We start from the raw sequence: 22,789 nt of genomic DNA on the forward strand, positions 1-22,789 counted from the left end.
GCCGCCGGGCTCACCGCCCGTTGCGGGGCAGCTCCTCGCGGGGCACCCAGTTGCGCCGGATCAGCACCACCCGCTCCTCCGCCGCGGCGAGATCGTCGTCGGTGGGGCGGGCGGCGTCCCGTGCCCGCAGCGCGGCGGTGACGCTCACCTGCGACGAGCCGGAGCCGACCAGCCCGCGCAGCCCGCGCTCGCCCTCCTCGGCGGTCGGGGCGGCGCGGCGTCCGCGGGGCTCCGGCTCGCCCGGCCGGCCGCCGCGCGGGGCCCGGGGCGTCACGTCGTCGTGTACGGGGGCGGTGCTGGCCGTGGTGCCGTCGGCGCTGTCGGCCGGGGCGCCGGCCTCGCCGTGATGCCGTAGCCGTCGTCGCCGTCGCTCCGCCTCACCCATCCCCCGACCGTACCGCCCCCGGCCCACCCGCGCCCGGGGTCGCGCCCGCGCCCGCGCGATCATGAAGTTGGCCGGGACGAAACGGACGGTTCACGCCGCCAACTTCATGATCGACGGGGAAAACGGGCGGGGCGGGCGGTCAGAAGACCTCCATGGGGGAGGGGGCGCGGTACCAGGTGAAGGCGGGCGTCAGCGCGGTCAGCGTGTCCGGGAGCAGCTCCCGGACACGGCCGGCGGCGGCCAGCGCGTACGGGTTCGCGCCGCCGAGGTACAGCTCACCGAGCGCGCGTACGTCACACGCCAGCCCGGCCGGTGCGGTGGTGGGCGTGCACTCCGCCCCGTCGGGGCCGCCGACCAGCCGCCAGCGGCCGGTGTTCTCCTTCAGCAGCTCGTCGGTGACCTCGATCACCACGTCCACGTCAGCGGCGTAGCGCCGGGCGGCGAGCGCGGCCGGCACGTCCACCACCCGCACCCAGAGCGCGTCGGCGAGATGCGGGGAGAGCTGGCGGGGTTCGTCCACCAGCCGCAGCAGCGGCTCGTCCAGGGCCGCGATCGGGAACGACAGCCGCCGGGTCAGGTCGACCGAGAGCAGCAGCCGCCACAACGCCGTGTACGCCTCCGGCGTCAGCGCCACCACCTCGCCGACCTGCGTCTCGGCCTGCGGGCCGGTGGCCGTCGAGCTGTCCTTCGTCCGGTAGAGCGCGTACCCGTCGAGCCCGCCGGGGCCCTCGTGCAGCAGCACCCGGCGTTCGGTGGCGCCGCCCCGGTGCGCCTTCAGGTCCGCCAGCAGGTACGACCACCAGCGCTCGTCGCGGCGGGACCAGCCGGGGCGGTCGGCGCGCGCCTGCTCGTACAGCCGGGCCAGCTCGTCCCGGCGCGACTCCGGACGGTCCAGACGCAGCCTGCCCTCGGCGGGCGCCGGGGCGGGCAGGCGCAGCCCGGTGGTGTCCACGGACAGCATGTACCGCGGTGCCGCCGACCCGTAGCCGAAGCGGGGATAGATGCGGCCCTCGCTGGCCCAGAGCACCGCGATCGGTTCCCGGCCGGCGTCGCGGACGTCCCGCAGCTGGCGGTGCATCAGCGCGGTGAGCAGGCCGCGCCGCCGGTGCGTCGGCGCGACAGCGACCATCGTCACGTGCGCGGCCGGCACGTTCGCGCCGGGTACGGCCAGTTCGCGGCTGAACGCGGCGGCGTTTGCCACGATCGTCCCGCCGTCGCGGACCAGTAACGACCGGTCCGGCTCGAAGATCGGGCGTTCGAGCGCCTGCACGTCGGGGTCGAGATCGCCGTGGAAGGCCAGCGCCAGCAGCGCCGCGATGTCGTCGAAGTCCTCAGCCCGGGATACCAGCACGTCAGTCACGGCACGTGTGTATCGCACCGCGATGGGGGTCGGCACCCTATTTGCGGGCTGGCTACCCTCGAAAGCGAGGCCGGGATCGGCCGAGGGGGAGGACGAGGATGGCGGACCAGACACAGCCGTGGGCCGAGCGCACCGTGGAGGTGCCGCCCCAGCCGGGGGTGGTGCCCCCGCAGCGGGACGCGTTCCAGCGCGGGGTGGCGGCGGTCGGTCAGCCGCGCACGCGGCGTACGCCCCGCACCGAGCAGTTCCCCACCGTCGAGCAGCACGGCGACTGGGCCGGTGAGCCGGCGCCGCGCCGGCCGATGAGCTGGCATCTCGCCCAGGCCCGCAAGGGCGGGGAGCTGAGCGCCGCCGGGGCCCTGTTCGCGTTCGTCTGCTGGGGCATCTGGGCGATCTCCGGGCGGGGCAACCTGATCGCGCCGCTGCTCACGTTCGTGCTCAGCCTGCTCACCGCGGTCGGCCTGTTCGCGCTGGCCCGGCTGCTGGGCCGGCTGATCCTGGAACGGCAGTTCGGCCGGGTGCGCCGCAGCGCCAAGGGTGCTCACCTGGTCACCGCGTTGTTCCTGGTCGGCGTGGGGGTGGCGTACCTGCAGCAGACCGAGTGGGTGGTCTCCGCCTGGAACTGGGTGACCGGCGTCTAGGTGACTGTCGTCCGTCCGGCCCGCGCCGGACGGACGACAGGGGCGTCGGCGTCAGAAGGTGGTCGGTGCGCCGGCCGTCTTGCAGGCGGCGTTGATGTCCTTGCTGGCCTTCTCCATGGCGGGGTTGTCGGCGGCGGTGCCCGGGTCGGCGGCTGAGCCCGCCTTGCCGGCTTCCGCGGCGAACTCCTTCAGGGCGGTGGCCGCCTTGCCGTCGCCGGCGGTCCCGGCGAGCTGGGTCACCCGGTCACCGAGCTCGGTCAGGATCGCGCCGGTCTGCTTCGTCAGGTCGCCGCCCGACTGCACGGCGGTCATGAGCTTCGCCCGCATGTCCTTGTTGATCTTCTCTGCGGCGGTGCAGAGTTCCTTGTCGCTCACGGCGGCCGCCGACGGCGAGGGGGCAGCCGACGAGGGGGTGGCGGAGGCCGAGGTGGCCGCCGGCCCGGCCGTGGTCGAGGGCTTCTCGTCGCCGCACGCGGCGAGCCCCAGCACGGCACAGGTCAGGAGGATCGGCAAGATCCGATTGGTTTTCACGCCTGCGCACGCTAGTCGACAGCCGTCGTCGATCAAACTCGGTTTGCCCCGGGATGCGCGGGCGGGCGGCATTCGCGCCGCCCGCCCGCGTGCCCGGCCGCGGTACGCCGCGACACCGGTCGTCTCTCCACCAGGACCGTGCTGGGTTACCCCGCCCCACGGGCTTCATCCGTCGCCCGTTGGGCTGAGCGGCCACCGCCCACCGCCGTGAGCGGCCGTTCAGCGAGCCGGGCCGTGCTTCCGGCGCACCGGACCCGTCCGGCCGTCGTGCCGGCGGTGCGCCGCGGCGCAGCATGACGGCATGGGCGCGTATCGATCAGCGTACGAGCGGAGCATCGCCGACCCGGCCGGTTTCTGGCGGGACGCGGCGGCCGACATCGACTGGGTCATCCCGCCGGAGCACATCCTCGACGAGGAGGCGGCGCCGCTGTACCGCTGGTTCCCCGACGGGGTGCTGAACACCTGTCACAACGCGCTGGACCGGCACGTCACCGCCGGGCGTGGCGACCAGCCCGCGTTGATCCACGACAGCCCGGTGACCGGCACGGTCCGCACGCTCACCTACGCCGAACTGCTCGCCGAGACCGCCCGGTTCGCCGGTGCGCTGCGCCGGCTCGGCGTCGGCCGGGGCGACCGGGTGCTGCTCTACCTGGCGATGGTCCCGGAGGCGGTGATCGCCATGCTGGCCTGCGCCCGGATCGGCGCGGTGCACTCGGTGGTATTCGGCGGCTTCGCCGCGCACGAGCTGGCCGTCCGGATCGACGACGCGCGGCCGAAGGTGGTGGTGGCGACCTCCTGCGGCATCGAGGCCGACCGGGTGGTGCCGTACCACCCGATCCTGGCCGCCGCGCTGGACGAGGCCGGGCACGCGCCGGAGCGCTGCGTGGTGGTGCAGCGCCCGCAGGAACCGGCTCCGCTGGTGCCGGGCCGCGACCTGACCTGGGCCGAGGTGATGGCGGACGCGGAACCGGCGCCGTGCGAGCCGGTGGCCGCCACGGACCCGCTCTACGTCCTCTACACCTCCGGCACCACCGGCCGGCCCAAGGGCGTGGTGCGGGACAACGGCGGGCACGCGGTGGCGTTGCGCTGGTCGATGCGCAACGTCTACGGCATCGAGCCGGGCGAGGTCTTCTGGGCCGCCTCCGACGTGGGCTGGGTGGTCGGCCACTCCTACATCGTGTACGCGCCGCTGCTCACCGGCGCGACCACCGTGCTCTACGAGGGCAAGCCGGTCGGCACCCCCGACGCCGGGGCGTTCTGGCGGGTCGCCGCCGAGCACCGGGTGGCGGCCCTGTTCACCGCGCCCACCGCGATCCGGGCGATCCGCCGCCAGGACCCGGACGGCGCGCACATCGACCGGTACGACCTGAGCGCGCTGCGTACCCTCTTCCTCGCCGGTGAGCGGCTGGACCCGGACACCTGGGCCTGGGCGGGGCAGCGGCTCGGCGTACCCGTGGTCGACAACTGGTGGCAGACGGAGACCGGCTGGCCGGTGGCGGCCAACCCGCGCGGCCTGGAGCCGCTGCCGATCAAGCCGGGGTCGCCGACGGTGCCGGTGCCCGGCTACGACGTGCGCGTGGTCGACGGCGCGGGCCGGGACGTGCCGCCCGGCACGGACGGCTCGATCGTGATCCGGCTGCCGCTGCCGCCCGGCTGCCTGCCCACGCTCTGGGGTGACGACGAGCGGTTCGTCCGCTCCTACCTGTCGACGTTTCCCGGCCACTACCTGACCGGCGACGGCGGCCGGTTCGACGAGGACGGCTACCTGTACGTGATGGGCCGCACCGACGACGTCATAAACGTGGCCGGGCATCGCCTGTCCACCGGCGCGATGGAGGAGGTCCTGGCGACGCACCCGGCGGTGGCCGAGTGCGCGGTGATCGGCGTGGCCGACGCGCTGAAGGGGCAGGTGCCCAGCGGGTACGTGGTGCTCAAGGCCGGCGCCGACGTGGACTCGGACGCGCTCGCCGCCGAACTGGTCGCGCTGGTCCGGCAGCGGATCGGCCCGGTGGCCGCGTTCCGCCGGGTGACAGTGGTGCCGGCGCTGCCCAAGACCCGTTCCGGGAAGATCCTGCGGCGCACCATGCGGGGCCTGGTCGAGGGGCGCGACGAGCCGGTCCCGGCGACCATCGACGACGCGGGCGCGCTCACCGTCTTCCGCGACCTCGGCGCCGCGGACCGGGACGGGCAGGGCTGACGCGGTCCCCGGCCGGGCTCCACCGGCCGGGGACCGCCTGCCCTCAGCGCCGGACCGGGTTGCTCGCCGCGTAGTCGCGGGCGACGCGGACCAGCTCCACCAGGCCGCCGGCGTACTCCTGCGCCTCGCCGTGCGCCTCGTCGAACGGCGGCTGGAAACCGACGCCCTCCCACTGGCCGGTGGCCTCGTTCCACCTGTCGTTGCCGACCTCGAAGTCCCAGGCGAAGATGCCCAGCTCGTAGTAGAGCTGGTCGGCCGAGTTGCCGGCCGCCGAGTAGAGCACGTCGGCGACCGGGCCGGTCTGCGACGGCCAGGTGACGGTGCCGCGCTCGGCCGCGATGGCCCCGACGATGCGCCGGGCGCTGGCCAGGAACAGCGTCGACTCGTCGATCGACGGGCGCGGCAGCGTCACCCGCCCGTCGGCCTTGTACGCCCCGGGCGGCCACATGAAGTAACCGCCGTACGAGTGCACGTTCATCGCGAACTTGATGTTCGGGTGCGCCTTGGCCAGGTCGATCACGTTGCGGCTCTCCGGCTCGGACAGCTCCGCCGTGCCCGCGTAGTTGCCGGCCAGGCAGTTCGTGCTCGCGCCCACGTACCCGTCGAACAGGGATCCGACCGTGTAGTTCCGGTTGACGTCGACGCCCCACATGTTCCGGTACTTCGGGTCCCGCGCTTCACCGGCGCAGTGGTTGACCAGGTTCTTGCGCTGGAAGTTGTAGTCGTGGAACGAGTAGTTCGCGCCGTCCGGGTTCACCGTCGGGATGACGAACACGTCCACCTGCTCCAGCAGCTTGCGGGTCGCCGCGTCGGTGCGGGCGTTGGCGAGCAGCCGCTCGGCGAACTCCAGCGTGACGAGCGGGGTGGCCCACTCGCGGGCGTGCTCCTGCGAGTACGCCAGCACGCCGATCCGGGAGCCGTCACGGTGTTTGCCGATGCGCAGTGCCTGCACCGTCCACGGCCGGGCCGGCACCTCGGTGCCCTGCAACCCGTCGTCGAGGCGTACCGGCCCGGTGACCGGCATCGGCAGCCCGGCCGAGCCCTCCTCCACAGTGGCCCGGAAGCGGGCGCCGCGCGGCGCGTTGATCAGGGCGGCGACGTCGTCGGTGGTGCTCGTCACCTTGCCCGCCCGGTCGGTGGCCAGCGAAATCGTGAGCACCCGGTCCCGGTAGCGCATGCTCAGCGGCCGGCTCGGCCGGCCCGGGTCGACGGTGCGTACCTGCACGCCGTTCATGCCCTGGTCGCCGAAGCGGACCGACTCCACCACCACGGCGGCGGCCGCCGGGTCACCCAGGTAGGCGGCGGCGTTGCGGCGGTAGCCCTGCGTCTTGTTCGGCAGGTCGATCACGTCGACCAGGTCGCGGTACTGGCGGCCGAGCCGGGCGATGCGCGCCTTGATGTCGACCGGCGTCAGGTACGCGTCGATGAAGTCCTTCTGGTAGCCGGCCGGCTGCGGCGGCGGGGAGGCGTTCGGCCAGAGCGACGGCGTGACCGGCCGGCTCGTCCCGCCCAGGCTGGACGTGGCGGTGAACTGCACGGGCCGGCCGGGCGCCGGCTGCGGCAGCGCGTAGTGGTACTGGTATTCGCCCGAGTCCTCGAAGCGGTACAGCGGGAACGAGCCGGTGGCGCCGTCGGCGGTACGCCAGGTGACGGTGATCTCCACGTCGGGGTCGTCGCTGGCGGTGGTGGCGACCTGCGCCTGGACGAACGTCCGCCCGCCGGTGGTCCACCAGTACGCCTGGAGGAACTGGAGCGTGTCGACAGCGGCGGCGCCGCTCGCGCGCAGCCCGGCGCGGGTGCGCTCCTGGGCGGCGCGGCGGCTCTCGGCGATCCGCCGGGTGCCGTCGTCGGCCCGCTGTACGACCTGCAGGGCGGTCGCGCCCTGCCGGGTGAGGTCGGTGAGCTGCCGGCCGGTGAGGACCAGGTCGGCGATCAGCCTGCCGTCCCGGGAGCGGGGACGGTTGGCCAGGTCCGCGCCGCCGGCGACCAGGCGGTCGAGCTGCGCCCGGTCGGCGAGCTGCACGCGGACCAGCGCGGTCTCGGTGGGGGCGAGGGTGAGCGCGGGGGCGGCCGGCGCGGCGGCGCCGGGGCCGGGATGGGACAGGACAGCGGCGATCAGGATGCTGGTGGTGGCGAGTGCGGTCCACCGTCGTCGGACGAACACGGGGCCTCCTGACGAACGTCGATCTCTCTGCCGTTCACACCAGCCGAGGCATCGATCGCTGTCAAGCTCACTTCCGGTCAGCCGGCGAACCGGTACAACCGGAACTCCTTCTCCGCGCCGCACACCAGCATCTCGGTGTTCCACGAGCAGGACTCGCTGCGGATCTGCTTGAGCTGCCCCATCTCGACCGGCTTGCCGTCCACCGCCGTGCCGGCGAGGACCCGGTCGTCCTCGTACGCGCTCGGCGCCTCGGAGAAGATCAGCAGGTTGCCGGCGTCCAGCCGGACCGCGAACCCGTCCCGGTCCCGCAGCACCTTCGCCGTGCCGTCCGGCGCGAACAGCGTCACCGCGTCCGGCGAGCCCTGCACGGCCAGCACGTGCTCACCGACCGGCACCAGCGACTCGGCGCGCGGTGCCGGCCACTGCCGGGTGCCCTCACCCTCGGTCGCCGCCACCACCCGGGTGCCGTCGGCGCCGCCGGCGGGCGTCTCCAGCAGGCACACGCGACGTTCCCCGCAGGTGACCAGATCCTTCACCCGGCCGCCCTGCTCCGGCGCCTCGTACAGCACGCCGGGCGTGCCGAGGCTGCCCAGGTCGTAGGAGAGCAGCCGCAGGCCACGGTCGTCCTCCGCCACGTACAGCCGGTCGTCGCGGGCGGCCATCGGGTCGTCGAGGCCGGCCACGTTGCCCCGGTCCTTGAGGACCTTTCCGCTGCGCAGGTCCAGGACCCGGACCGAGCGGTCCGCGCCGACCTGCACCAGCCGGTCCGCCTTCCCCGCCCACGGGGCGAGCGGCGAGCCCTCGGCGTCACCGGGCCCGTCCAGCGCCGCGCCGGTGCCGACCGGCAGCACCTTCGTACGGGCGTCGCCGTACTCGGTGCGCGGGTTGCGCCGCTCCCACCGCTGCCGGCCGTCGTCCAGCCGCAGCCCGACCAGGCGCTCGCCGGCCCGGTCCACCCGGACCAGCGTGTCGGCCCCGAAGAACAGCGCGTCGTCGCGGCCCACGTCCGTCTGCCAGCGCTGCTCGCCGGAATCGCCGTCGAGCACCGCGAGCACGCGCGGAGTGCCGCTGCCGGTGGCGTCGCCGAGGACGAGCAGCCCGTCGGGCAGCGCCCGGATCCCCGCCCACCGCTGCGTGGCCGCGTCGGTCCGCTTCTCCCAGACCGTCCTGCCGGTGGCCGCCTCGACGGCGGTCACGTGGAGGTGGTCGTCGGGCAGCGAACGGGCCAGGTAGGCGCGCTCCCCGAGCGTCGCGGTGAACATCTGGCCCGGCCGCGTGTCGCCGGCGGCCACCGTCCTCACCAGTTCGGCGGTGTGGAAGTCCAGCGCCGGGTGCCGGTCCCGGAACACCCAGAGCAGCACCGACGCCGCCACGGCGACGACCACGAGACCCGCGCCGAGCGCGAACCACCGGCCGCGCCGGGGCCGGCCGCCGCCGGGCCGGACACCGCCCGGAGCGGGGGAGAAAGGCGCCCCGGGTACGCCGGGACCGGGCCCCGCCGGCGGCCATCCACCGCCGGGCGGCGGCATCCCGGGTACGCCGGGTCCGGCGTGGTGCGCGGCGGGCGCTGCCCCCGGCGGCACGAAACCGGGGGCGCCCGGAGTGCCGTCGTACCTCGGGTGCGGGACCGGACCTCCGGCGAGCGGCGTGCCGTCGTACCTGGTGGCGGGGGTCTGCGGGACGGGCCCGTCGGCGACCAGCGTGCCGTGCGGTCCGGCGGAGGCCGCGTCCGTGCCGCCGAGCGGCGCGGTCGGGTTCGTCCTGGTCGCACCGGCGGGGACCGTGGCGGCGCTCGCCGTGCCGGCGTCGGTCCCGCCCGGCGCGGGCCCTGTCGGTTCGGGCTGCGTGGGCGCGGGCTGGACCGGCGCGGCCGGGCGGCCGGACCGGCGGGGCAGCGGCAGGTCGGTGAGCGCGCCCTCGGCGACCGGCATCTCCGGCTGCTCCAGCACCGTCGGCGCGATGCCCAGCTCGGCGTGCAGCAGCCGGGCCACCAGCGGCACCCGGGTCGACCCGCCGACCAGGAACAGGCCGCTGAGCTGCTCCGGTCGCAGCCCGGCGGCGGCGGTCACCTCCCGGGTCTCCGTCACCGCCCGGGCCAGCAGCGGCGCGGCGAGGCGTTCGAAGTCCTCCCGGGGCAGCGGCACCGCCGCCTCCACCCCCGGTACGGCCACCGGCGCCACCATGGCCCGGGACAGCATCTCCTTCGCGCCGCGCACGTTGTCCCAGAGCTGCTGGCGGTCCCGCCGCTCGGCGGTCGTCGTCGCCTCGGTCAGCCGGGCCCACTCACGCGGGTGGGCCGGGCCGACCAGCTCGCCGAGCCGCCCGAGCAGGGCCGCGTCCAGGTCCAGGCCGCCGAGGTCGGGAATCCCGCCGGTGGCGACCAGCTGGAAGCCGGAGTCGCCCCACGGGTCGGCGCCCTCGTTGCGCAGCACCGCCACGTCGAGCGTGCCGCCGCCGAAGTCGAACACCGCCACCGAACCGCCCACCGGCACCGGCCGGCGCAGCACCTGCGTGAAGTAGCGCGCCGCGGCCACCGGCTCGCGCAGCAGGCGGGTGCCGGGCGCGATCGGCCCGGCCAGCGTGTGCTCGGCCGCGGCCGGCCAGCCGGCGAGTTCCAGCGCGTCGTGCAGCACCTGACGGCGGGCCGGCGTCCAGGCCGCCGGGTGGGTGACCACCGCCGGGGGCAGCATCCCGACCGCCGTCACCGCCGCGTCCGCGACCTCGCGCAGCGTCGCGGCCAGCAGCTCCGCCGGCCGGTACGCCCGCCCACCCAGCTCGACGGTCTCCTCGTCGACCCGGCGCTTCGGGTTCGGCTCGTAGCCGGCCGGGTCGGCCTGTGCCAGGCGCTGCGCGTCCCGCCCGACGTGCAGGTGACCGTCCGCGTCGGCGTACACGCCGGACGGCAGGATCGGATGGCCGTCGACGAGCACCGGCCGGGTCCGCCCGTCCGGCCAGCGCAGCACCGCCACGGTGTTCGAGGTCCCGAGGTCCACGCCGAGGGCGAAACCGTCCTGCTGGCCTGCCATCCGCGGCTACCTCCACCACCCGACGAGGATGTCCGGCCCGCATCGTACGCAGGCCACGCCGCCTCGCCGTTCACCCGGCCCGGGGGAATGGACTGGCCCGTCCGGCCCTGCGCCGCATACCGTCGCCGTCATGAGGGTGATCTCCGTAAACGTGGGCCGACCGCAACCGAACCCGTGGAAGGGCATCGGGGCCACCGGCATCGACAAGCGGCCCGTGGACGGCCGGGTCGCCGTCACCGCCCCCGGACCGAAGGGCACCGGCGATGTCGGGCTGGCCGGCGACCGGGTCTACGACGTGGCCCACCACGGCGGCACCGACCAGGCGGTCTACGCGTACGCGCGGGAGGACCTCGACCACTGGGAGGCCGAGCTGGGCCGCCCGCTCGCCGACGGCAGCTTCGGCGAGAACCTGACCACCAGCGGGCTGGACGTCAACGGCGCGCTGATCGGCGAGCGGTGGCGGATCGGCCCGGACCTGGTGCTGGAGGTCACCTGCCCGCGCATCCCCTGCGGGACGTTCCAGGGGTGGCTGGGCGAACGCGGCTGGATCAAGCGGTTCACCGAGGAGGTACGGCCCGGGGCGTACCTGCGGGTGATCACGCCGGGCAGCGTCGGGACCGGAGACCCGGTCGAGGTCGTGCACCGGCCCGGCCACGACGTGACGGTGGCGCTGGTGTTCCGGGCCACGACGCTGGAGACGGAGCTGCTGCCCCGGCTGCTGGTGGCCGACGCGCTGCCCGAGGAGGACATGGCACGGATCCGCCGCCGCCTGTCCTGACCGGCCGTCAGGGCTGTCCGCGTCCGGTCCGCCGCCTGGCCGCCACCACCAGCCCGGCGACGGCGAGCGCCGCCACCGTCACGCCGCCGACGATCCACCAGGCAGGCGGTCCCGCGGCCCGCGTCCGCTCAGCCGTGGCGACGGACGGCGTGGTGGCCGCCGCCGGGCTCGACAGCTCGCGGATTCCGGCGCACACGCCGGTGGCGCCACCATACGAGTTCACCCGGTACCGGGTGCCGAGGCGGAAGGCGTAGCCGCAGGCGGCCTCGCCGGGCGAGACGCGCAGCGTGAGGCTGTTCCCGACCTGGGCGCCGCCCTTCTCGACGGACTCGACGGTGAGCCGGATCGCCCTGTCGGTCACCTGCGAGACGGTGCCGACGACGGTGCTGTCGGCGTTGGCGTCCTGTTCGGTGGTGGACCCGACGCACGAGCACGCCCACGCGGGTTTCGGGGGTGACATGACGACGACGAGGCCGAGAGCTGCCAGGGCGACGACAAGCAGAGCACGAAGTCTCATGGCCGCTTCGACGTCGTCCGATCCCCGCCGGTTCCGCGCCGCTTGACGTCAACCGGACTTCAGGTCGGACGCTTGCCGACGTGCTGAACTCCGTACTCGACGAGGCGTACGAGCGCGTACGCCACACCGGTCCCGAGCGCGACGGGTGGCTGTCCAACCACGTGCCGATGGCGGCGGAGGCGCTGGTGCGCCACGGCCACGGGCGGGCGGTGCACCGCTGGATCGACGCGTACGCCGACCGGCTGGAGGAACGTCCACGTGGCATCCGGCGTATCGCACCCGCGGAGTGGCGCGACCCGCTCGGCGACCCGGTGCGTAGCGGCGACTGGCTCGACTTCTTCGACCGAGAGCTGGCCGGCGAGCCGTGGCGCGACGTGCTGGCCCGGTGGTGGCCGCGACTGTTGCCGGGCATCGCCGCCGGGGCCACGCACGGTGTCATCCGCGTCGGCCACGCCGTACGCGCCCTGCTCGACGCCGAGACCGGACCGCGGGTCACCGAACTCGGCCACGGGCTCGCCTACTGGGCCGCCCGCTGGCAGCCGCTCGCGCCGCCAGGCGCCGGGCCGTACCCGGTGACCGACGCGCGGTCCGCGCTCGACGCGGTGCCCCGCGTACCCGATCAGCGGTTCGGCATCCGGTCCCGCCTGGCGCAACTGGCCGACCTGACCCGGTGGCCGGCGGTGGCGGCGGCGGTGCCCGGCGACGCGGCCGACGACGCGTCCACCCGGCTCGCCGCGGTCGTCGACGCCGCCGTGCAGCGGCACGGCACCCACGGGTACGCCGCCCCCGTCATGCTCGTGCACGCGGCGACCGCGCCGAACGCCGTGCTGCGGACGCTGCCGGCCCTGCCGCCGGCGCTCTGGCGGCCGAGCCTGGCCGCCGCCTGGGCGGCGACCGCCGCCGTCACCGCCGCCTACGCCCCGGTCGAGGCGCGTGCCCTCCCACCGGCCGCCGGGCCGGAACTCGGCGAGGCCATGGCGCGTGCGCTGGACACCGGGGACGCGCACGCGATCAAATTCATCGACACCCTGAGCGATGCGTACGCCCGCAGCGGTGACCCGGTCCTGCGCGCCGTCGCCGCCCGATCCGTCGAGCAGATCGCCGCCGACTGACCACCAGGAGAGCCGATGACCCCCGACGACGAAGCGTTCCTGCGCCGCGCCGTGGAACTCGCCGACCGGGCCGGCGCGTCCGGCGAGCGGCCGTTCGCGTCGCTGCTGGTCGGCGCGGACGGCACCGTCCTGATCGAGGACCACAACACGGTGGTCTCCGAACGGGACGTCACCGCGCACCCGGAGCTGAAGCTGGCCCGCTGGGCCGCCCGGCAGCTCGCCCCCGAGGCGGCGGTCGCCACCACCATGTACACCAGCTGCCAGCCCTGCCCGATGTGCACCGTGGCGATCAACGCATCAGGCCTCGGCCGGGTCGTGTACGCCCTGTCCACCGAGCAGTTCGAGCAGGTCAAACCGGCCACCCCGGCGCCGCGCCCGGTGCGGTACGACGGACCGGCGCTGTTCGACGAGGCGCGCCGGCCGATCGAGGACCACTACTAGGCCATCGGCGCCGATCGGGTGGAGATGGCGGCTCGCCGAGCCGGTGTGGCCCATCTGACCGGGGGCTCGCTCCGGCGCTGCTGACCAAGGTCGACGCGACTGAGCTGCTTCACAGCCAGGCGTTCGGAACGGGCACGAGATGGCGGGAGACCCGCCGGCCGTACGGCTGGCCCGTCACCGTCGCCTGAGGACGCGGGCGGGTGGCAGGCACCCCGTACGGTCGGCGGGGTGTTGTTCGAGCCGGTGTCCGCGGAGTTCTCGTTCCTCGACGACGGGAACGAGCTGGTCGGCGACTTCGTCCGGCCGCCCTGGCCGGGGCCGTACCCGGCGGTGGTCTTCGTCGAGGGTTCCGGTCCCGGTGGCCGCGACCAGGGGTCGTGGCAGACGAGGCTGGCCGCAGCCGGCGTCGCGAGCCTCGCCTACGACAAGCCCGGTTCCGGAGCGTCAACGGGTGACTGGACCCGTCAGACCATGACCGACCGCGCCGACGAGACCGTGGCAGCGGTCCGGGCCGTGCGGAGCCGCGCGGACGTGCTGTCCGGCGCGGTCGCGCTGATCGGCGGCAGCCAGGGCGGCTGGGTGGCTCACCTCGCGGCGGCCGCTGACGACGGGATCGCGGCGGTGGTGACGGTGTCGGGTCCGGGCGTGAGCGTACGGATCCAGGAGGAGTACCGGCTCCGCCACCAACTCGCGGCGGAGGGCTTCAGTGACACGGACATCCAGCAGGCGCTTCTCCTGCTACGCGACCAGATCCGGCGGGTCCGGTCGGGCGACGACCCGGCACGCGTGCACGCCGCGCAGGCGCACTGGCACGGCGCCCCCTGGTATCCGATGCTCGCCGGGACGACACCCGAGTCCATCGCGTTCATCGCGGGCATCGCGGACTACGACCCCGCCCCGGCACTGGCGGCCCTGCGCTGCCCGCTGCTGGCGATCTTCGGCGCGGACGACCTGCTCGTGCCGGTGGAGGCGAGTGTCCGCGCGATCAGCAGCGCCCTCGACGACGCGGGCCACGCCGATCACACGACTGTGGTCTTCCCCGGCGCCGACCACAGCATCCGCGTCTACACGGGCGACGGACCCGCGCAGGTGAAGGAGGGTCGCTACACCCCTGCCGAGCGGGCGCCGGGCTTCGACGAACTCGTCGTCACCTGGCTGCGGCGCCGCCTGCCGGCGACCGACCTGGGGTACGCGGCGCGCTGATCGCGGCATGGGCGGGTGCTCACGCGGGGAACCACCTCCACTGCCCCTTGGAGACGACCTCGACGGCGCTCAGCCCGACCCAGACGGTGTCCCGCAGCGACGGCATGAGGTCCGCCAGCCCGGACTGCCGCATCCGGTGGACCCAGTGCTCCTCGCCGATGTTCGGTAGTGCTGACAGTTTCGAGTACGCCCAGCGGCCTCCTGCGCGTAGCGGTCATGACGCTCTGCCCGGTGTCCGGAGATGGGTGCGCAGGAATGCTGACCGGACGCGGTAACGAAACCCGTCGCTGTCGACCGGGGGCTGCGGATGGTCGCAAGATCCACCCCACGGAAGCGAAAGGCCCAGGTGCCGCAATCATGCGGTCTGCCTGGGCCTTCGTGGGTGGAGCGGGCGACGGGAATCGAACCCGCACCGTCAGTTTGGAAGACTGAAGCTCTGCCATTGAGCTACGCCCGCGAGCACCCCACCACAGCAGGGCGCGCCGACAGCGTACCCAATCCGGGTTGGCGCCGCGAAGCGCATACCCCGCGCTCGCCGCGGACCGTCAAGATCCACACCACCTCGGCGAGGTGGCGCCTTCCCGGGCCCTCGGACCCAGCCACTTCCCCGAACTGGCGGCGCGGCGGCGGCCCGGCGGCGGCCCGCCGACCGCCGCGCCGCGCCCCGGTCACCCGCGCGGGGGACCGGACGGCATACACTCTTCGTCGCCACGGGGTGTGGCGCAGCTTGGTAGCGCACTCGCTTTGGGAGCGAGGGGCCGTGGGTTCAAATCCCGCCACCCCGACTGTCGTTCGCGACCGGATCGTCCCGGGAACCGCCGGTTTTTTCCGCGCGGTGCCCGGGCCCTGCCGATGCCGTCGGCCGGCTCGCCTACACTCGATGCGCGCAATCACGCCCCAGAATCAACACCCAGATCCGTCAAGGAGTACGCCTGTGAAGAGCACCGTCGAGACTCTGAGCCCGACGCGCGTGCGGCTCGCCATCGAGGTGCCGTTCGTCGAGCTCGAGCCGAGCCTCAAGAAGGCGTACCGGGAGATCGGCCAGCAGGTCCAGGTTCCCGGCTTCCGCCGGGGCAAGGTTCCCAGCGCGGTGATCGACCAGCGGGTGGGCCGGGGGACCGTCCTCAACGAGGCGATCCAGGAGGCCATCCCGCAGAACATCCTCGCCGCGGTCCGGGAGCACGACCTGAAGACGCTGGGCCGTCCCGAGGTCGACATCACGGAGTTCAACGACGGCGACTCGCTCAACTTCACCGCCGAGGTGGACGTCCGGCCGGAGATCACCCTGCCGGACCCGGCCACCATCGAGGTGACCGTCGACGAGATCGAGATCGCCGACAGCGAGATCGACGAGCAGATCAACAGCCTGCGCGAGCGTTTCGCCACGCTGAAGACCGTCGAGCGGGCCGCCCAGGAGGGCGACTTCGTGCAGATCGACCTGAACGCCACCGTCGACGGTGAGGAGGTCCCGGGCGGCTCGGCGAGCAACATCTCGCACGAGGTGGGCAGCAAGCAGCTCCTGCCGGGTCTGGACGAGGCGCTGGTCGGCCTGGCCGCCGGCGACAGCACCACCTTCACCACGCAGCTCGTCGGCGGCGACTACGCCGGCCGCGACGCCGACGTGGCGGTGACCGTCCGCACGGTCAAGGAGAAGGAGCTCCCCGAGCTCAACGACGACTTCGCGCAGATGGCCAGCGAGTTCGACACCATCGACGAGCTGCGCGGCGACCTGCGGGAGCGGATCACCCGGGGCAAGCAGGTCGAGCAGATCTACGCCGCCCGCGACAAGGCCCTGGAGCAGATGGTGGCCGCCGCCGAGGTGCCGGCGCCCGAGGGCGTCGTCAAGGAGGAGGTCGAGAGCCGCAAGGCCGCGATGGTCGACCAGCTCGAGCGCATCGGCGCCTCCCTGGAGGAGTACCTCGCGGCGGAGGAGAAGACCGAGGAGCAGATCGACGCCGAGCTGACCGAGGCGGCGACCGACGGCGTCAAGATCCAGCTCCTGCTGGACACGCTGGCCGACGCCGAGGACGTGCAGGTCTCCGACGACGAGTTCGGTCACGAGATCGTGCACCGGGCGCAGCGCGCCGGCATGGCCCCGCAGCAGTACTACGACCAGCTGGTCCGCTCCGGCGCCGCCGCGGCCGTCTTCGGCGACGTCCGCCGGGGCAAGGCGCTCGCCGCGGTGATGGAGAAGATCAAGATCAAGGACTCGGCGGGCAACGAGGTCTCCCTCGACGCGCTGCGGGCCCAGAACGAGGCCGAGCACGACCACCAGCACTGACCGTCGGGGGTGTCGGCCGCCGTCCCGCGCTGTGCGCCGGGAGGCGGCCGAAACCCTTTCCGGGGTACGCCGTGCGGGTGACTGCGCTGAGAGCGAACAGTGCCCCGACCGGGAGTACGCCTCCCGGCTGAGCGGTTAGTGTCGGGTAGGACGGTACGGAGAGCGAAGGGCTGCCATGACCGACATGCACATCCCCAAGAAGTCGCTCCGGGTGAACGAGGCCCGCGGTGGCGACTCCATTGGCAACCTCGACGACTCGGTCTACAACCGGTTGCTCAAGGAACGGATCATCTTCCTGGGCAGCGAGGTGAACGACCAGGTGGCCAACCGCATCTGCGCGCAGCTCCTGCTGCTCGCCGCGGAGGACCCGGACCGCGACATCTTCCTCTGGATCAACTCGCCGGGTGGCTCGGTCTACTCCGGCATGGCGATCTACGACACCATGCAGTACATCGACAACGACGTCTCGACAGTGGCGATGGGCATGGCGGCCTCGATGGGCCAGCTGCTGCTCTGCGCCGGCACCAAGGGCAAGCGCTACGCCCTGCCGCACGCGCGGATCATGATGCACCAGCCGTCGGGTGGCCTCGGCGGCACCGCGTCGGACATCGCGATCCAGGCCGAGCAGATGCTCTACACCAAGCGGATGTTCCAGGAGCGGGTCGCGTTCCACACCGGCCAGTCCCAGGCGCAGATCGAGGCGGACTCGGACCGTGACCGTTGGTTCACCGCCCAGGAGGCCATGGACTACGGCTTCATCGACAAGGTGATCATCGGGGCCGCGCAGGTTCCGGATGGCGCCGGGACCCTGAGCTGACCGAGGAGCTGACGATGACCGACCTGAGCCTGCCGCCCCAGTTCGCGGCCGTGCACAACCGCTACGTCCTGCCGTCGTTCGTCGAGCGCACGTCGTACGGGATGAAGGAGTCCAACCCGTACAACAAGCTCTTCGAGGACCGGATCATCTTCCTCGGCGTGCAGGTGGACGACGCGTCGGCCAACGACGTGATGGCCCAGCTGCTGACGCTGGAGGGCACCGACCCGGACCGCGACATCATCATGTACATCAACTCGCCCGGTGGCTCCTTCACCGCCATGACGGCGATCTACGACACCATGCAGTACGTCCGCCCGGACATCCAGACCGTCTGCCTCGGGCAGGCGGCGAGCGCGGCGGCGGTGCTGCTCTCCGCGGGCACCCCGGGTAAGCGGATGGCGCTGCCCAACTCCCGGATCATCATCCACCAGCCGGCCACCGAGGGCGGCTACGGCCAGGGCTCGGACATCGAGATCCAGGCGCGGGAGATCCTGCGGATGCGGACGCAGCTGGAGGACATGCTGTCCCGGCACTGCAACCGCCCGATCGAGCAGGTTCGCAAGGACATCGACCGTGACAAGATCATGACGGCCGAGGAGTCCAAGGAGTACGGGCTGGTCGACACGATCCTGACCAGCCGCAAGAAGGGTCTGCTGGCGTCGCACGCCGCGGGCTGAGCCACGTGTGGTCGGAGGTCGGCCGGGGTATCGTTCCCGGTCGACCTCTGACACACCGGTTTTGGGGGTCGGAGAAAACCCGGCCACCGGGTAACGTCGGGTCTGTACCGCTCCGCCGGTCGGATCGGTGGAGCCGACAGCATGGTGGAACGACAGGACGGACGGGCGCTCCGGCGCTCGCAGGTCAGGGCCGGCGTTCCGGCCGATGAGTGCAGGGAGAACGTAGGTGGCACGGATCGGTGACGGCGGCGACCTACTGAAATGCTCGTTCTGCGGCAAGTCGCAGAAGCAGGTCAAGAAGCTCATCGCGGGCCCTGGCGTCTACATCTGCGACGAGTGCATCGATCTCTGCAACGAGATCATCGAAGAGGAGCTGGCCGAGTCCGGCGAGGTGAAGTGGGAAGAGCTTCCCAAGCCGATGGAGATCTGCCAGTTCCTCGACAACTACGTGGTGGGTCAGGAGCAGGCCAAGAAGGCGCTCGCCGTCGCGGTCTACAACCACTACAAGCGGATCCAGGCCGAGGCCGCCGGCGCCCCGGGCTCCGGCACCGACGGCGTGGAGCTGGCCAAGTCCAACATCCTGCTGCTCGGCCCGACCGGCTGCGGCAAGACCCACCTGGCGCAGACGCTCGCCCGGATGCTCAACGTCCCGTTCGCCATCGCGGACGCCACAGCGCTCACCGAGGCGGGCTACGTCGGCGAGGACGTCGAGAACATCCTGCTGAAGCTGATCCAGGCCGCCGACTACGACATCAAGCGCGCCGAGACGGGCATCATCTACATCGACGAGGTCGACAAGATCGCCCGCAAGTCGGAGAACCCCTCGATCACCCGTGACGTCTCCGGCGAGGGCGTGCAGCAGGCGCTGCTGAAGATGCTCGAAGGCACTGTCGCCAACGTGCCGCCGCAGGGCGGGCGCAAGCACCCGCACCAGGAGTTCATCCAGATCGACACCACCAACGTGCTGTTCATCTGCGGTGGCGCGTTCGCCGGGCTCGACCAGATCATCGAGGCCCGCACCGGCTCCGGCGGCACCGGCTTCGGCGCCCGGCTCCGGTCGGTGTCCGAGCGGTCGACCGACGACATCTTCAGCCAGGTCATGCCGGAGGACATGCTGAAGTTCGGGCTGATCCCCGAGTTCATCGGCCGGCTTCCGGTGATCACCAACGTGCGCAGCCTCGACCGCACCGCGCTGGTGCGGATCCTGACCGAGCCGCGCAACGCGCTGGTCCGGCAGTACCAGCGCCTGTTCGAGCTGGACGGCGTCGAGCTGGAGTTCGAGCAGCCCGCGCTGGAGGCCATCGCCGATCAGGCCATGCTCCGCGGCACCGGCGCCCGCGGCCTGCGGGCGATCATGGAAGAGGTGCTCCTCTCCGTGATGTACGAGGTGCCGAGCAACCCCGACGCGGCCCGGGTGCTGATCACCCGCGAGGTCGTGCTGGAGAACGTCAACCCGACGATCGTGCCCCGCGAGTTCACCGGCCGGCGCCGGCGGGACCGCGAGGAGAAGTCGGCCTGACCGCCGTCGCGACCGCGCCCGGGTCAGCTCGGGCGCGGTCCGCGTGAACGGGTCCGCCGGTCCCACTCGCCCGACGGGGTGACCACCACCATCATCAGGCGCACCGGCTCGTCGCCGGCCGTCCGGTAGCCGTGCTCCCGGTCGGCGTGGAACTCGACCGTCTCGCCGGCGCGTACCTCGTGGTCGACGCCGTCGACGGTGACCGTCGCGGCGCCGTCGAGCACGTGCAGGATCTCCCGGGTGCCGTGGGCGTGGTCGGGGGAGCGCAACGTCTCTCCAGGTTCCATCCGCCAGTCCCACAGCTCGACCAGGTCGGGTTCGCCGAGCCCACTGAGCAGACGCGCCAGGCCGCCGTGCGGGCCGCGCCACAGCACCGGCGCGTCATCGGCAGCGCTGACCCGTACCGTGCTCTCCTCGGCCGGCTCCAGAAGTCGGGCGATGCTGACGCCGAACGCGTCGGCGACCCGGCAGAGCGTGCCGATGCTCGGGTTGGTGCGGGCACCCTCGATCTGCACGAGCATGCCCTTGCTGACGCCGGACCGGCCGGCCAGTTCCTCGAAGGACCAGCCGCGGGCGGCTCGCAACTCATGTACCTGCCGGGCGACCGCTGAGGTCACCGCGCCGACCCGTCCGCTTGCGTCGGTCATCACACTGTCCTTCACGGTCACTATTATGGTACGACTGCGGGGTGCTCCCCATTGTCCTCGCCGCCGTCTCGGCGCTCGCCTTCGGCACGGCCGACTTCTCCGGCGGCAAGGCGTCCCGATGGGCCGACCCCATCGCTGTCACCGTCGTGTCGCAGATGCTCAGCCTTCCGCTGCTGGTCGTGCTCGTACTCGTCGTGCCCGGCACCCCGAGCGCGCTCGACCTGGGCTGGGGACTGCTGGCCGGGGTGGCGGGCGCGGGCGGCGTCATGCTGCTCTACCGCGCGCTGGCCACCGGCGTCATGGCCGTCGTCGCGCCGGTCACCGCGATCACGGCGGCGATCGTGCCGATCGTCGCCGGCCTGGTCCTCGCCGATTCCCCGGGTGCGGTGGCGCTGGGCGGCGCCGGGCTCGCCGTGGTCGCGATCGCGCTGGTCAGCCTGGGGGAGCGCGGTGCCGCACGCCGCGTCTCCGGCCGCGTCCTGGCCATGGCACTCGCCGCGGGACTGCTCTTCGGCGTCTTCTTCGCGCTGCTCGGCCAGGCCGACGAGAGTGCGGGCATGTGGCCGGTTCTGGCGGTACGCGTCAGCTCCGTCGCGTTCGGCCTCGCGCTCGCCGCGCGTACCGGCACTCGCCTGCGCCTCGGGCGGCGGGTGCTCGGCTGGGCCGCGGCCGCCGGCCTGCTCGACTCGGCAGCGAACGCGCTCTTCCTCGCCGCCGCCGGACGCGGCCACCTGAGCGTGGTGGCCGCCGTCGCCTCGCTCTACCCGGCGAGCACCGTCCTGCTCGCGCTCGCCGTCGACCGGGAACGGCTCCGGCCGGTGCAACTGGCCGGACTCGGCTTCGCCGCCGCCGCGCTCGTGCTGTCCAGCGTCTGAGCCCTGTCGCGCGCCCGCCTGCGCCCGTACCCTCGGGTCATGCGCGTCGCAGTCTGCCAGCTCAACGCCCGCGACGACCGGGCGGCGAACCTCGCCGCCGCCGAGGCCCTGCTGGTCAGGGCCGCGGCGGCCGGCGCCGACCTCGCCCTCCTTCCGGAGTACGTCGACTACCTCGGCCCCGACGACCGGATGCCCCCGGCGGAGCCGGTCGACGGCGAGGTGGGGCGGTTCTTCGCGGCGGTCGCCCGGCGGCTCGGCATGTGGGTGATCGCCGGCTCGTTCCACGAGGCCGGGCCGGACCCCGCGCACACCTGGAACACCTCGCTGGTCTTCGACCGCGAGGGCGCGCTCGCCGCCGCCTACCGCAAGATCCATCTGTACGACGTGGAGATCCCCGGCCGCGTCTCCTACCGGGAGTCGGCAACCGTCGCGCCCGGAGAGAAGCCGGTGGTGGTCGACGTCGAGGGCCTGCGGGTGGGCCTGTCCATCTGTTACGACCTGCGGTTCCCCGAGTTGTACCGGCAGCTCGCGACCGACGGCGGCGCCGAACTGCTCGTCGTGCCGGCCGCGTTCATGATGCACACCGGGCGGGACCACTGGGAGGTGCTGCTGCGGGCCCGGGCGATCGAGAACCAGTGCTTCGTGGCGGCGGCGGGCCAGACCGGTGACCACGACCCGGGCCGGACGTGCTTCGGCCGGAGCATGGTGGTGGACCCGTGGGGGACAGTGCTGAGCCAGGTCGCCGACGGTCCGGGACTGGCGGTCACCGAGATCGACCTGGAGCGGCTGCGGACGATCCGCGCCGAGCTGCCCAGCCTGGCCAACCGCCGGCTCTGACCGCGGTCAGCCTCCGAACAGCAGGCCCAGGGCGGCGATTCCGGCGATCGCCGCTGCAGTGACCAGCAGGGCGGTGGTCATCCGGGAGGGGCCGCGCCGGGCCAGGCGTCTGATCGACAGCACCAGTACGGCGAGCACGACGGCCCCGATCACCAACTGCCAGAACGGCAGCAGGAGGCCGAGCAGAGCGTCCTCGGCGACGGCCGGGACCGGGGACGGGTCATCCATGCCGACCACTCTGGCACGGGGCCGCCGCCGGGGGATCCCTTCCGCGGGTGCTTTCCGGCCGGTATCGGCTGCGCGCGCTCCGCTCGGGCAATGACGATCATTGATTTGCCTTCCACGGCCGGTCCGCGTAACTTTCTCTCTGCACGCGGGAGGCCGGGGCAAACCGGCCGAGAGCGGGCGCCAGGCTGGTGGCGGCGACGCCGAGCCAGACTGAGATTCGGGCGGTGCTCGACACTCCGGGACACGGAGTTGCGAAGGCGAAGCCGACCGGGTAGAGTTCGAAAGCCGGCAGGGAGCCGGGCGGGTGGTCGCGAAAGCGACGCCGGCCGGTCCGCCGAAACCCATGAGAGCCACGAACGCCGGAAACGGCGAGCGTCAGCGTGGGTCTGGTCGAGCCAAGTTGATCACCTCGGACACGAGGTTGACGACGAACGTGAGACCGAGTAGGTTGGAGAGGTTGCCCCAAACGGGGGCTCCGCGGTGCGGGGTTTCTGGTTGGTGTGTGGTTGTTCTTTGAGAACTCAACAGGGTGCTTGTAAAGCCAGTGCCAATT

19 protein-coding genes, 2 tRNA genes and 1 pseudogene are annotated in these 22,789 nt (G+C 73.1%); 13 read left to right on the forward strand and 9 right to left on the reverse strand.

The genetic code is table 11. The annotated features are described in order from the left end of the window. Positions 1 to 10: 10 nt before the first annotated feature. On the reverse strand, positions 11 to 385 hold the full coding sequence (locus A8711_RS02140; protein ID WP_043328934.1) for a hypothetical protein: 375 nt from the start codon (positions 383 to 385) through the stop codon (positions 11 to 13). 139 nt (positions 386 to 524) lie between these two features. Continuing rightward, a complete protein-coding gene (locus tag A8711_RS02145; RefSeq protein WP_223201339.1) occupies positions 525 to 1,745 on the reverse strand; it encodes a GNAT family N-acetyltransferase in 1,221 nt (406 codons plus the stop codon). Positions 1,746 to 1,843: 98 nt separating this feature from the next. Here A8711_RS02145 and A8711_RS02150 point away from each other — a divergent pair, with 98 nt between their 5' ends. Continuing rightward, positions 1,844 to 2,386 carry a hypothetical protein gene (locus tag A8711_RS02150; protein WP_069087304.1) on the forward strand — a complete coding sequence of 181 codons (543 nt, stop codon included), beginning with the start codon at positions 1,844 to 1,846 and terminating at the stop codon, positions 2,384 to 2,386. A gap of 51 nt (positions 2,387 to 2,437) precedes the next feature. Here A8711_RS02150 and A8711_RS02155 read toward each other — a convergent pair whose 3' ends face one another. Then, positions 2,438 to 2,953, reverse strand: coding sequence for a hypothetical protein (locus A8711_RS02155; protein WP_233607717.1), 516 nt, complete (start codon positions 2,951 to 2,953; stop codon positions 2,438 to 2,440). 199 nt (positions 2,954 to 3,152) lie between these two features. On the opposite strand from A8711_RS02155, the pseudogene A8711_RS02160 reads away from it, so the two are divergent. Then, positions 3,153 to 5,114: pseudogene (locus tag A8711_RS02160) on the forward strand (propionyl-CoA synthetase); the annotation flags it as partial. Between the two features lie 43 nt (positions 5,115 to 5,157). Here the strand turns inward: A8711_RS02160 and A8711_RS02165 are convergent. Then, complete coding sequence (locus A8711_RS02165; protein WP_069087307.1) at positions 5,158 to 7,278, reverse strand: M14 family zinc carboxypeptidase; 2,121 nt, start codon at positions 7,276 to 7,278, stop codon at positions 5,158 to 5,160. Positions 7,279 to 7,355: 77 nt separating this feature from the next. Then, positions 7,356 to 10,304, reverse strand: a complete 2,949-nt coding sequence (locus tag A8711_RS02170; protein ID WP_069087308.1) for an Hsp70 family protein — start codon at positions 10,302 to 10,304, stop codon at positions 7,356 to 7,358. A 130-nt stretch (positions 10,305 to 10,434) separates the two neighbouring features. Here A8711_RS02170 and A8711_RS02175 point away from each other — a divergent pair, with 130 nt between their 5' ends. Next, positions 10,435 to 11,082, forward strand: coding sequence for an MOSC domain-containing protein (locus tag A8711_RS02175; protein WP_069087309.1), 648 nt, complete (start codon positions 10,435 to 10,437; stop codon positions 11,080 to 11,082). Positions 11,083 to 11,089: 7 nt separating this feature from the next. On the opposite strand, the gene A8711_RS02180 is transcribed toward A8711_RS02175, so the two are convergent. Further along, the gene (locus tag A8711_RS02180; protein ID WP_069087310.1) at positions 11,090 to 11,599 is read right to left on the reverse strand and encodes a hypothetical protein; all 510 of its coding nucleotides are present in this window, start codon (positions 11,597 to 11,599) and stop codon (positions 11,090 to 11,092) included. Between the two features lie 83 nt (positions 11,600 to 11,682). Here A8711_RS02180 and A8711_RS02185 point away from each other — a divergent pair, with 83 nt between their 5' ends. The 3 genes from A8711_RS02185 (at position 11,683) to A8711_RS02195 (ending at position 14,355) form a co-directional block, all read left to right on the forward strand. After that, positions 11,683 to 12,711 (forward strand): questin oxidase family protein, encoded by a 1,029-nt coding sequence (locus A8711_RS02185; protein WP_369830098.1) that lies wholly within the window; start codon positions 11,683 to 11,685, stop codon positions 12,709 to 12,711. A 15-nt stretch (positions 12,712 to 12,726) separates the two neighbouring features. Beyond that, a complete protein-coding gene (locus A8711_RS02190; protein ID WP_043328949.1) occupies positions 12,727 to 13,152 on the forward strand; it encodes a nucleoside deaminase in 426 nt (141 codons plus the stop codon). Positions 13,153 to 13,380: 228 nt separating this feature from the next. Continuing rightward, positions 13,381 to 14,355 (forward strand): S9 family peptidase, encoded by a 975-nt coding sequence (locus A8711_RS02195; RefSeq protein ID WP_069087312.1) that lies wholly within the window; start codon positions 13,381 to 13,383, stop codon positions 14,353 to 14,355. A 383-nt stretch (positions 14,356 to 14,738) separates the two neighbouring features. Here the strand turns inward: A8711_RS02195 and A8711_RS02200 are convergent. Then, positions 14,739 to 14,812, reverse strand: a tRNA-Gly gene (locus A8711_RS02200). A 254-nt stretch (positions 14,813 to 15,066) separates the two neighbouring features. Here A8711_RS02200 and A8711_RS02205 point away from each other — a divergent pair. From A8711_RS02205 to clpX, 5 genes are all read left to right on the forward strand, one after another. Next, positions 15,067 to 15,140: transfer RNA gene (locus A8711_RS02205), tRNA-Pro, on the forward strand. 149 nt (positions 15,141 to 15,289) lie between these two features. Beyond that, on the forward strand, positions 15,290 to 16,636 hold the full coding sequence (gene tig, locus A8711_RS02210) for a trigger factor (RefSeq protein WP_043328957.1): 1,347 nt from the start codon (positions 15,290 to 15,292) through the stop codon (positions 16,634 to 16,636). 175 nt (positions 16,637 to 16,811) lie between these two features. Further along, positions 16,812 to 17,453: an ATP-dependent Clp protease proteolytic subunit gene (locus A8711_RS02215; RefSeq protein WP_013288035.1), complete on the forward strand. Its 642-nt coding sequence runs from the start codon at positions 16,812 to 16,814 to the stop codon at positions 17,451 to 17,453. A 14-nt stretch (positions 17,454 to 17,467) separates the two neighbouring features. Then, positions 17,468 to 18,130 (forward strand): ATP-dependent Clp protease proteolytic subunit, encoded by a 663-nt coding sequence (locus tag A8711_RS02220; protein WP_013288034.1) that lies wholly within the window; start codon positions 17,468 to 17,470, stop codon positions 18,128 to 18,130. A 226-nt stretch (positions 18,131 to 18,356) separates the two neighbouring features. Then, a complete protein-coding gene (gene clpX / locus A8711_RS02225) occupies positions 18,357 to 19,649 on the forward strand; it encodes an ATP-dependent Clp protease ATP-binding subunit ClpX (RefSeq protein WP_018786885.1) in 1,293 nt (430 codons plus the stop codon). Between the two features lie 23 nt (positions 19,650 to 19,672). Here clpX and A8711_RS02230 read toward each other — a convergent pair whose 3' ends face one another. Beyond that, positions 19,673 to 20,296: a helix-turn-helix domain-containing protein gene (locus tag A8711_RS02230; RefSeq protein WP_069087324.1), complete on the reverse strand. Its 624-nt coding sequence runs from the start codon at positions 20,294 to 20,296 to the stop codon at positions 19,673 to 19,675. A 41-nt stretch (positions 20,297 to 20,337) separates the two neighbouring features. On the opposite strand from A8711_RS02230, the gene A8711_RS02235 reads away from it, so the two are divergent. Beyond that, positions 20,338 to 21,171, forward strand: coding sequence for an EamA family transporter (locus A8711_RS02235; protein ID WP_069087313.1), 834 nt, complete (start codon positions 20,338 to 20,340; stop codon positions 21,169 to 21,171). A 39-nt stretch (positions 21,172 to 21,210) separates the two neighbouring features. Further along, positions 21,211 to 22,008: a carbon-nitrogen hydrolase family protein gene (locus A8711_RS02240; protein WP_064448628.1), complete on the forward strand. Its 798-nt coding sequence runs from the start codon at positions 21,211 to 21,213 to the stop codon at positions 22,006 to 22,008. A 6-nt stretch (positions 22,009 to 22,014) separates the two neighbouring features. Here the strand turns inward: A8711_RS02240 and A8711_RS02245 are convergent, their stop codons facing one another. Then, positions 22,015 to 22,236 (reverse strand): hypothetical protein, encoded by a 222-nt coding sequence (locus tag A8711_RS02245; RefSeq protein WP_013288029.1) that lies wholly within the window; start codon positions 22,234 to 22,236, stop codon positions 22,015 to 22,017. Positions 22,237 to 22,789 lie beyond the last annotated feature (553 nt).

The organism is Micromonospora sp. II, from assembly GCF_001709195.1.
GTDB classification, from domain to species: domain Bacteria; phylum Actinomycetota; class Actinomycetes; order Mycobacteriales; family Micromonosporaceae; genus Micromonospora; species Micromonospora chalcea.

Excerpts from the sequence above, each read along its gene's own strand:
- A8711_RS02140 (WP_043328934.1), bottom strand. The coding sequence starts at position 385 with ATGGGTGAGGCGGAGCGACGGCGACGACGGCTACGGCATCACGGCGAG.
- A8711_RS02150 (WP_069087304.1), top strand. The coding sequence starts at position 1,844 with ATGGCGGACCAGACACAGCCGTGGGCCGAGCGCACCGTGGAGGTGCCG.
- A8711_RS02170 (WP_069087308.1), bottom strand. The coding sequence starts at position 10,304 with ATGGCAGGCCAGCAGGACGGTTTCGCCCTCGGCGTGGACCTCGGGACC.
- A8711_RS02175 (WP_069087309.1), top strand. The coding sequence starts at position 10,435 with ATGAGGGTGATCTCCGTAAACGTGGGCCGACCGCAACCGAACCCGTGG.
- A8711_RS02180 (WP_069087310.1), bottom strand. The coding sequence starts at position 11,599 with ATGAGACTTCGTGCTCTGCTTGTCGTCGCCCTGGCAGCTCTCGGCCTC.
- A8711_RS02190 (WP_043328949.1), top strand. The coding sequence starts at position 12,727 with ATGACCCCCGACGACGAAGCGTTCCTGCGCCGCGCCGTGGAACTCGCC.
- A8711_RS02215 (WP_013288035.1), top strand. The coding sequence starts at position 16,812 with ATGACCGACATGCACATCCCCAAGAAGTCGCTCCGGGTGAACGAGGCC.
- A8711_RS02220 (WP_013288034.1), top strand. The coding sequence starts at position 17,468 with ATGACCGACCTGAGCCTGCCGCCCCAGTTCGCGGCCGTGCACAACCGC.
- A8711_RS02230 (WP_069087324.1), bottom strand. The coding sequence starts at position 20,296 with ATGACCGACGCAAGCGGACGGGTCGGCGCGGTGACCTCAGCGGTCGCC.
- A8711_RS02240 (WP_064448628.1), top strand. The coding sequence starts at position 21,211 with ATGCGCGTCGCAGTCTGCCAGCTCAACGCCCGCGACGACCGGGCGGCG.
- A8711_RS02245 (WP_013288029.1), bottom strand. The coding sequence starts at position 22,236 with ATGGATGACCCGTCCCCGGTCCCGGCCGTCGCCGAGGACGCTCTGCTC.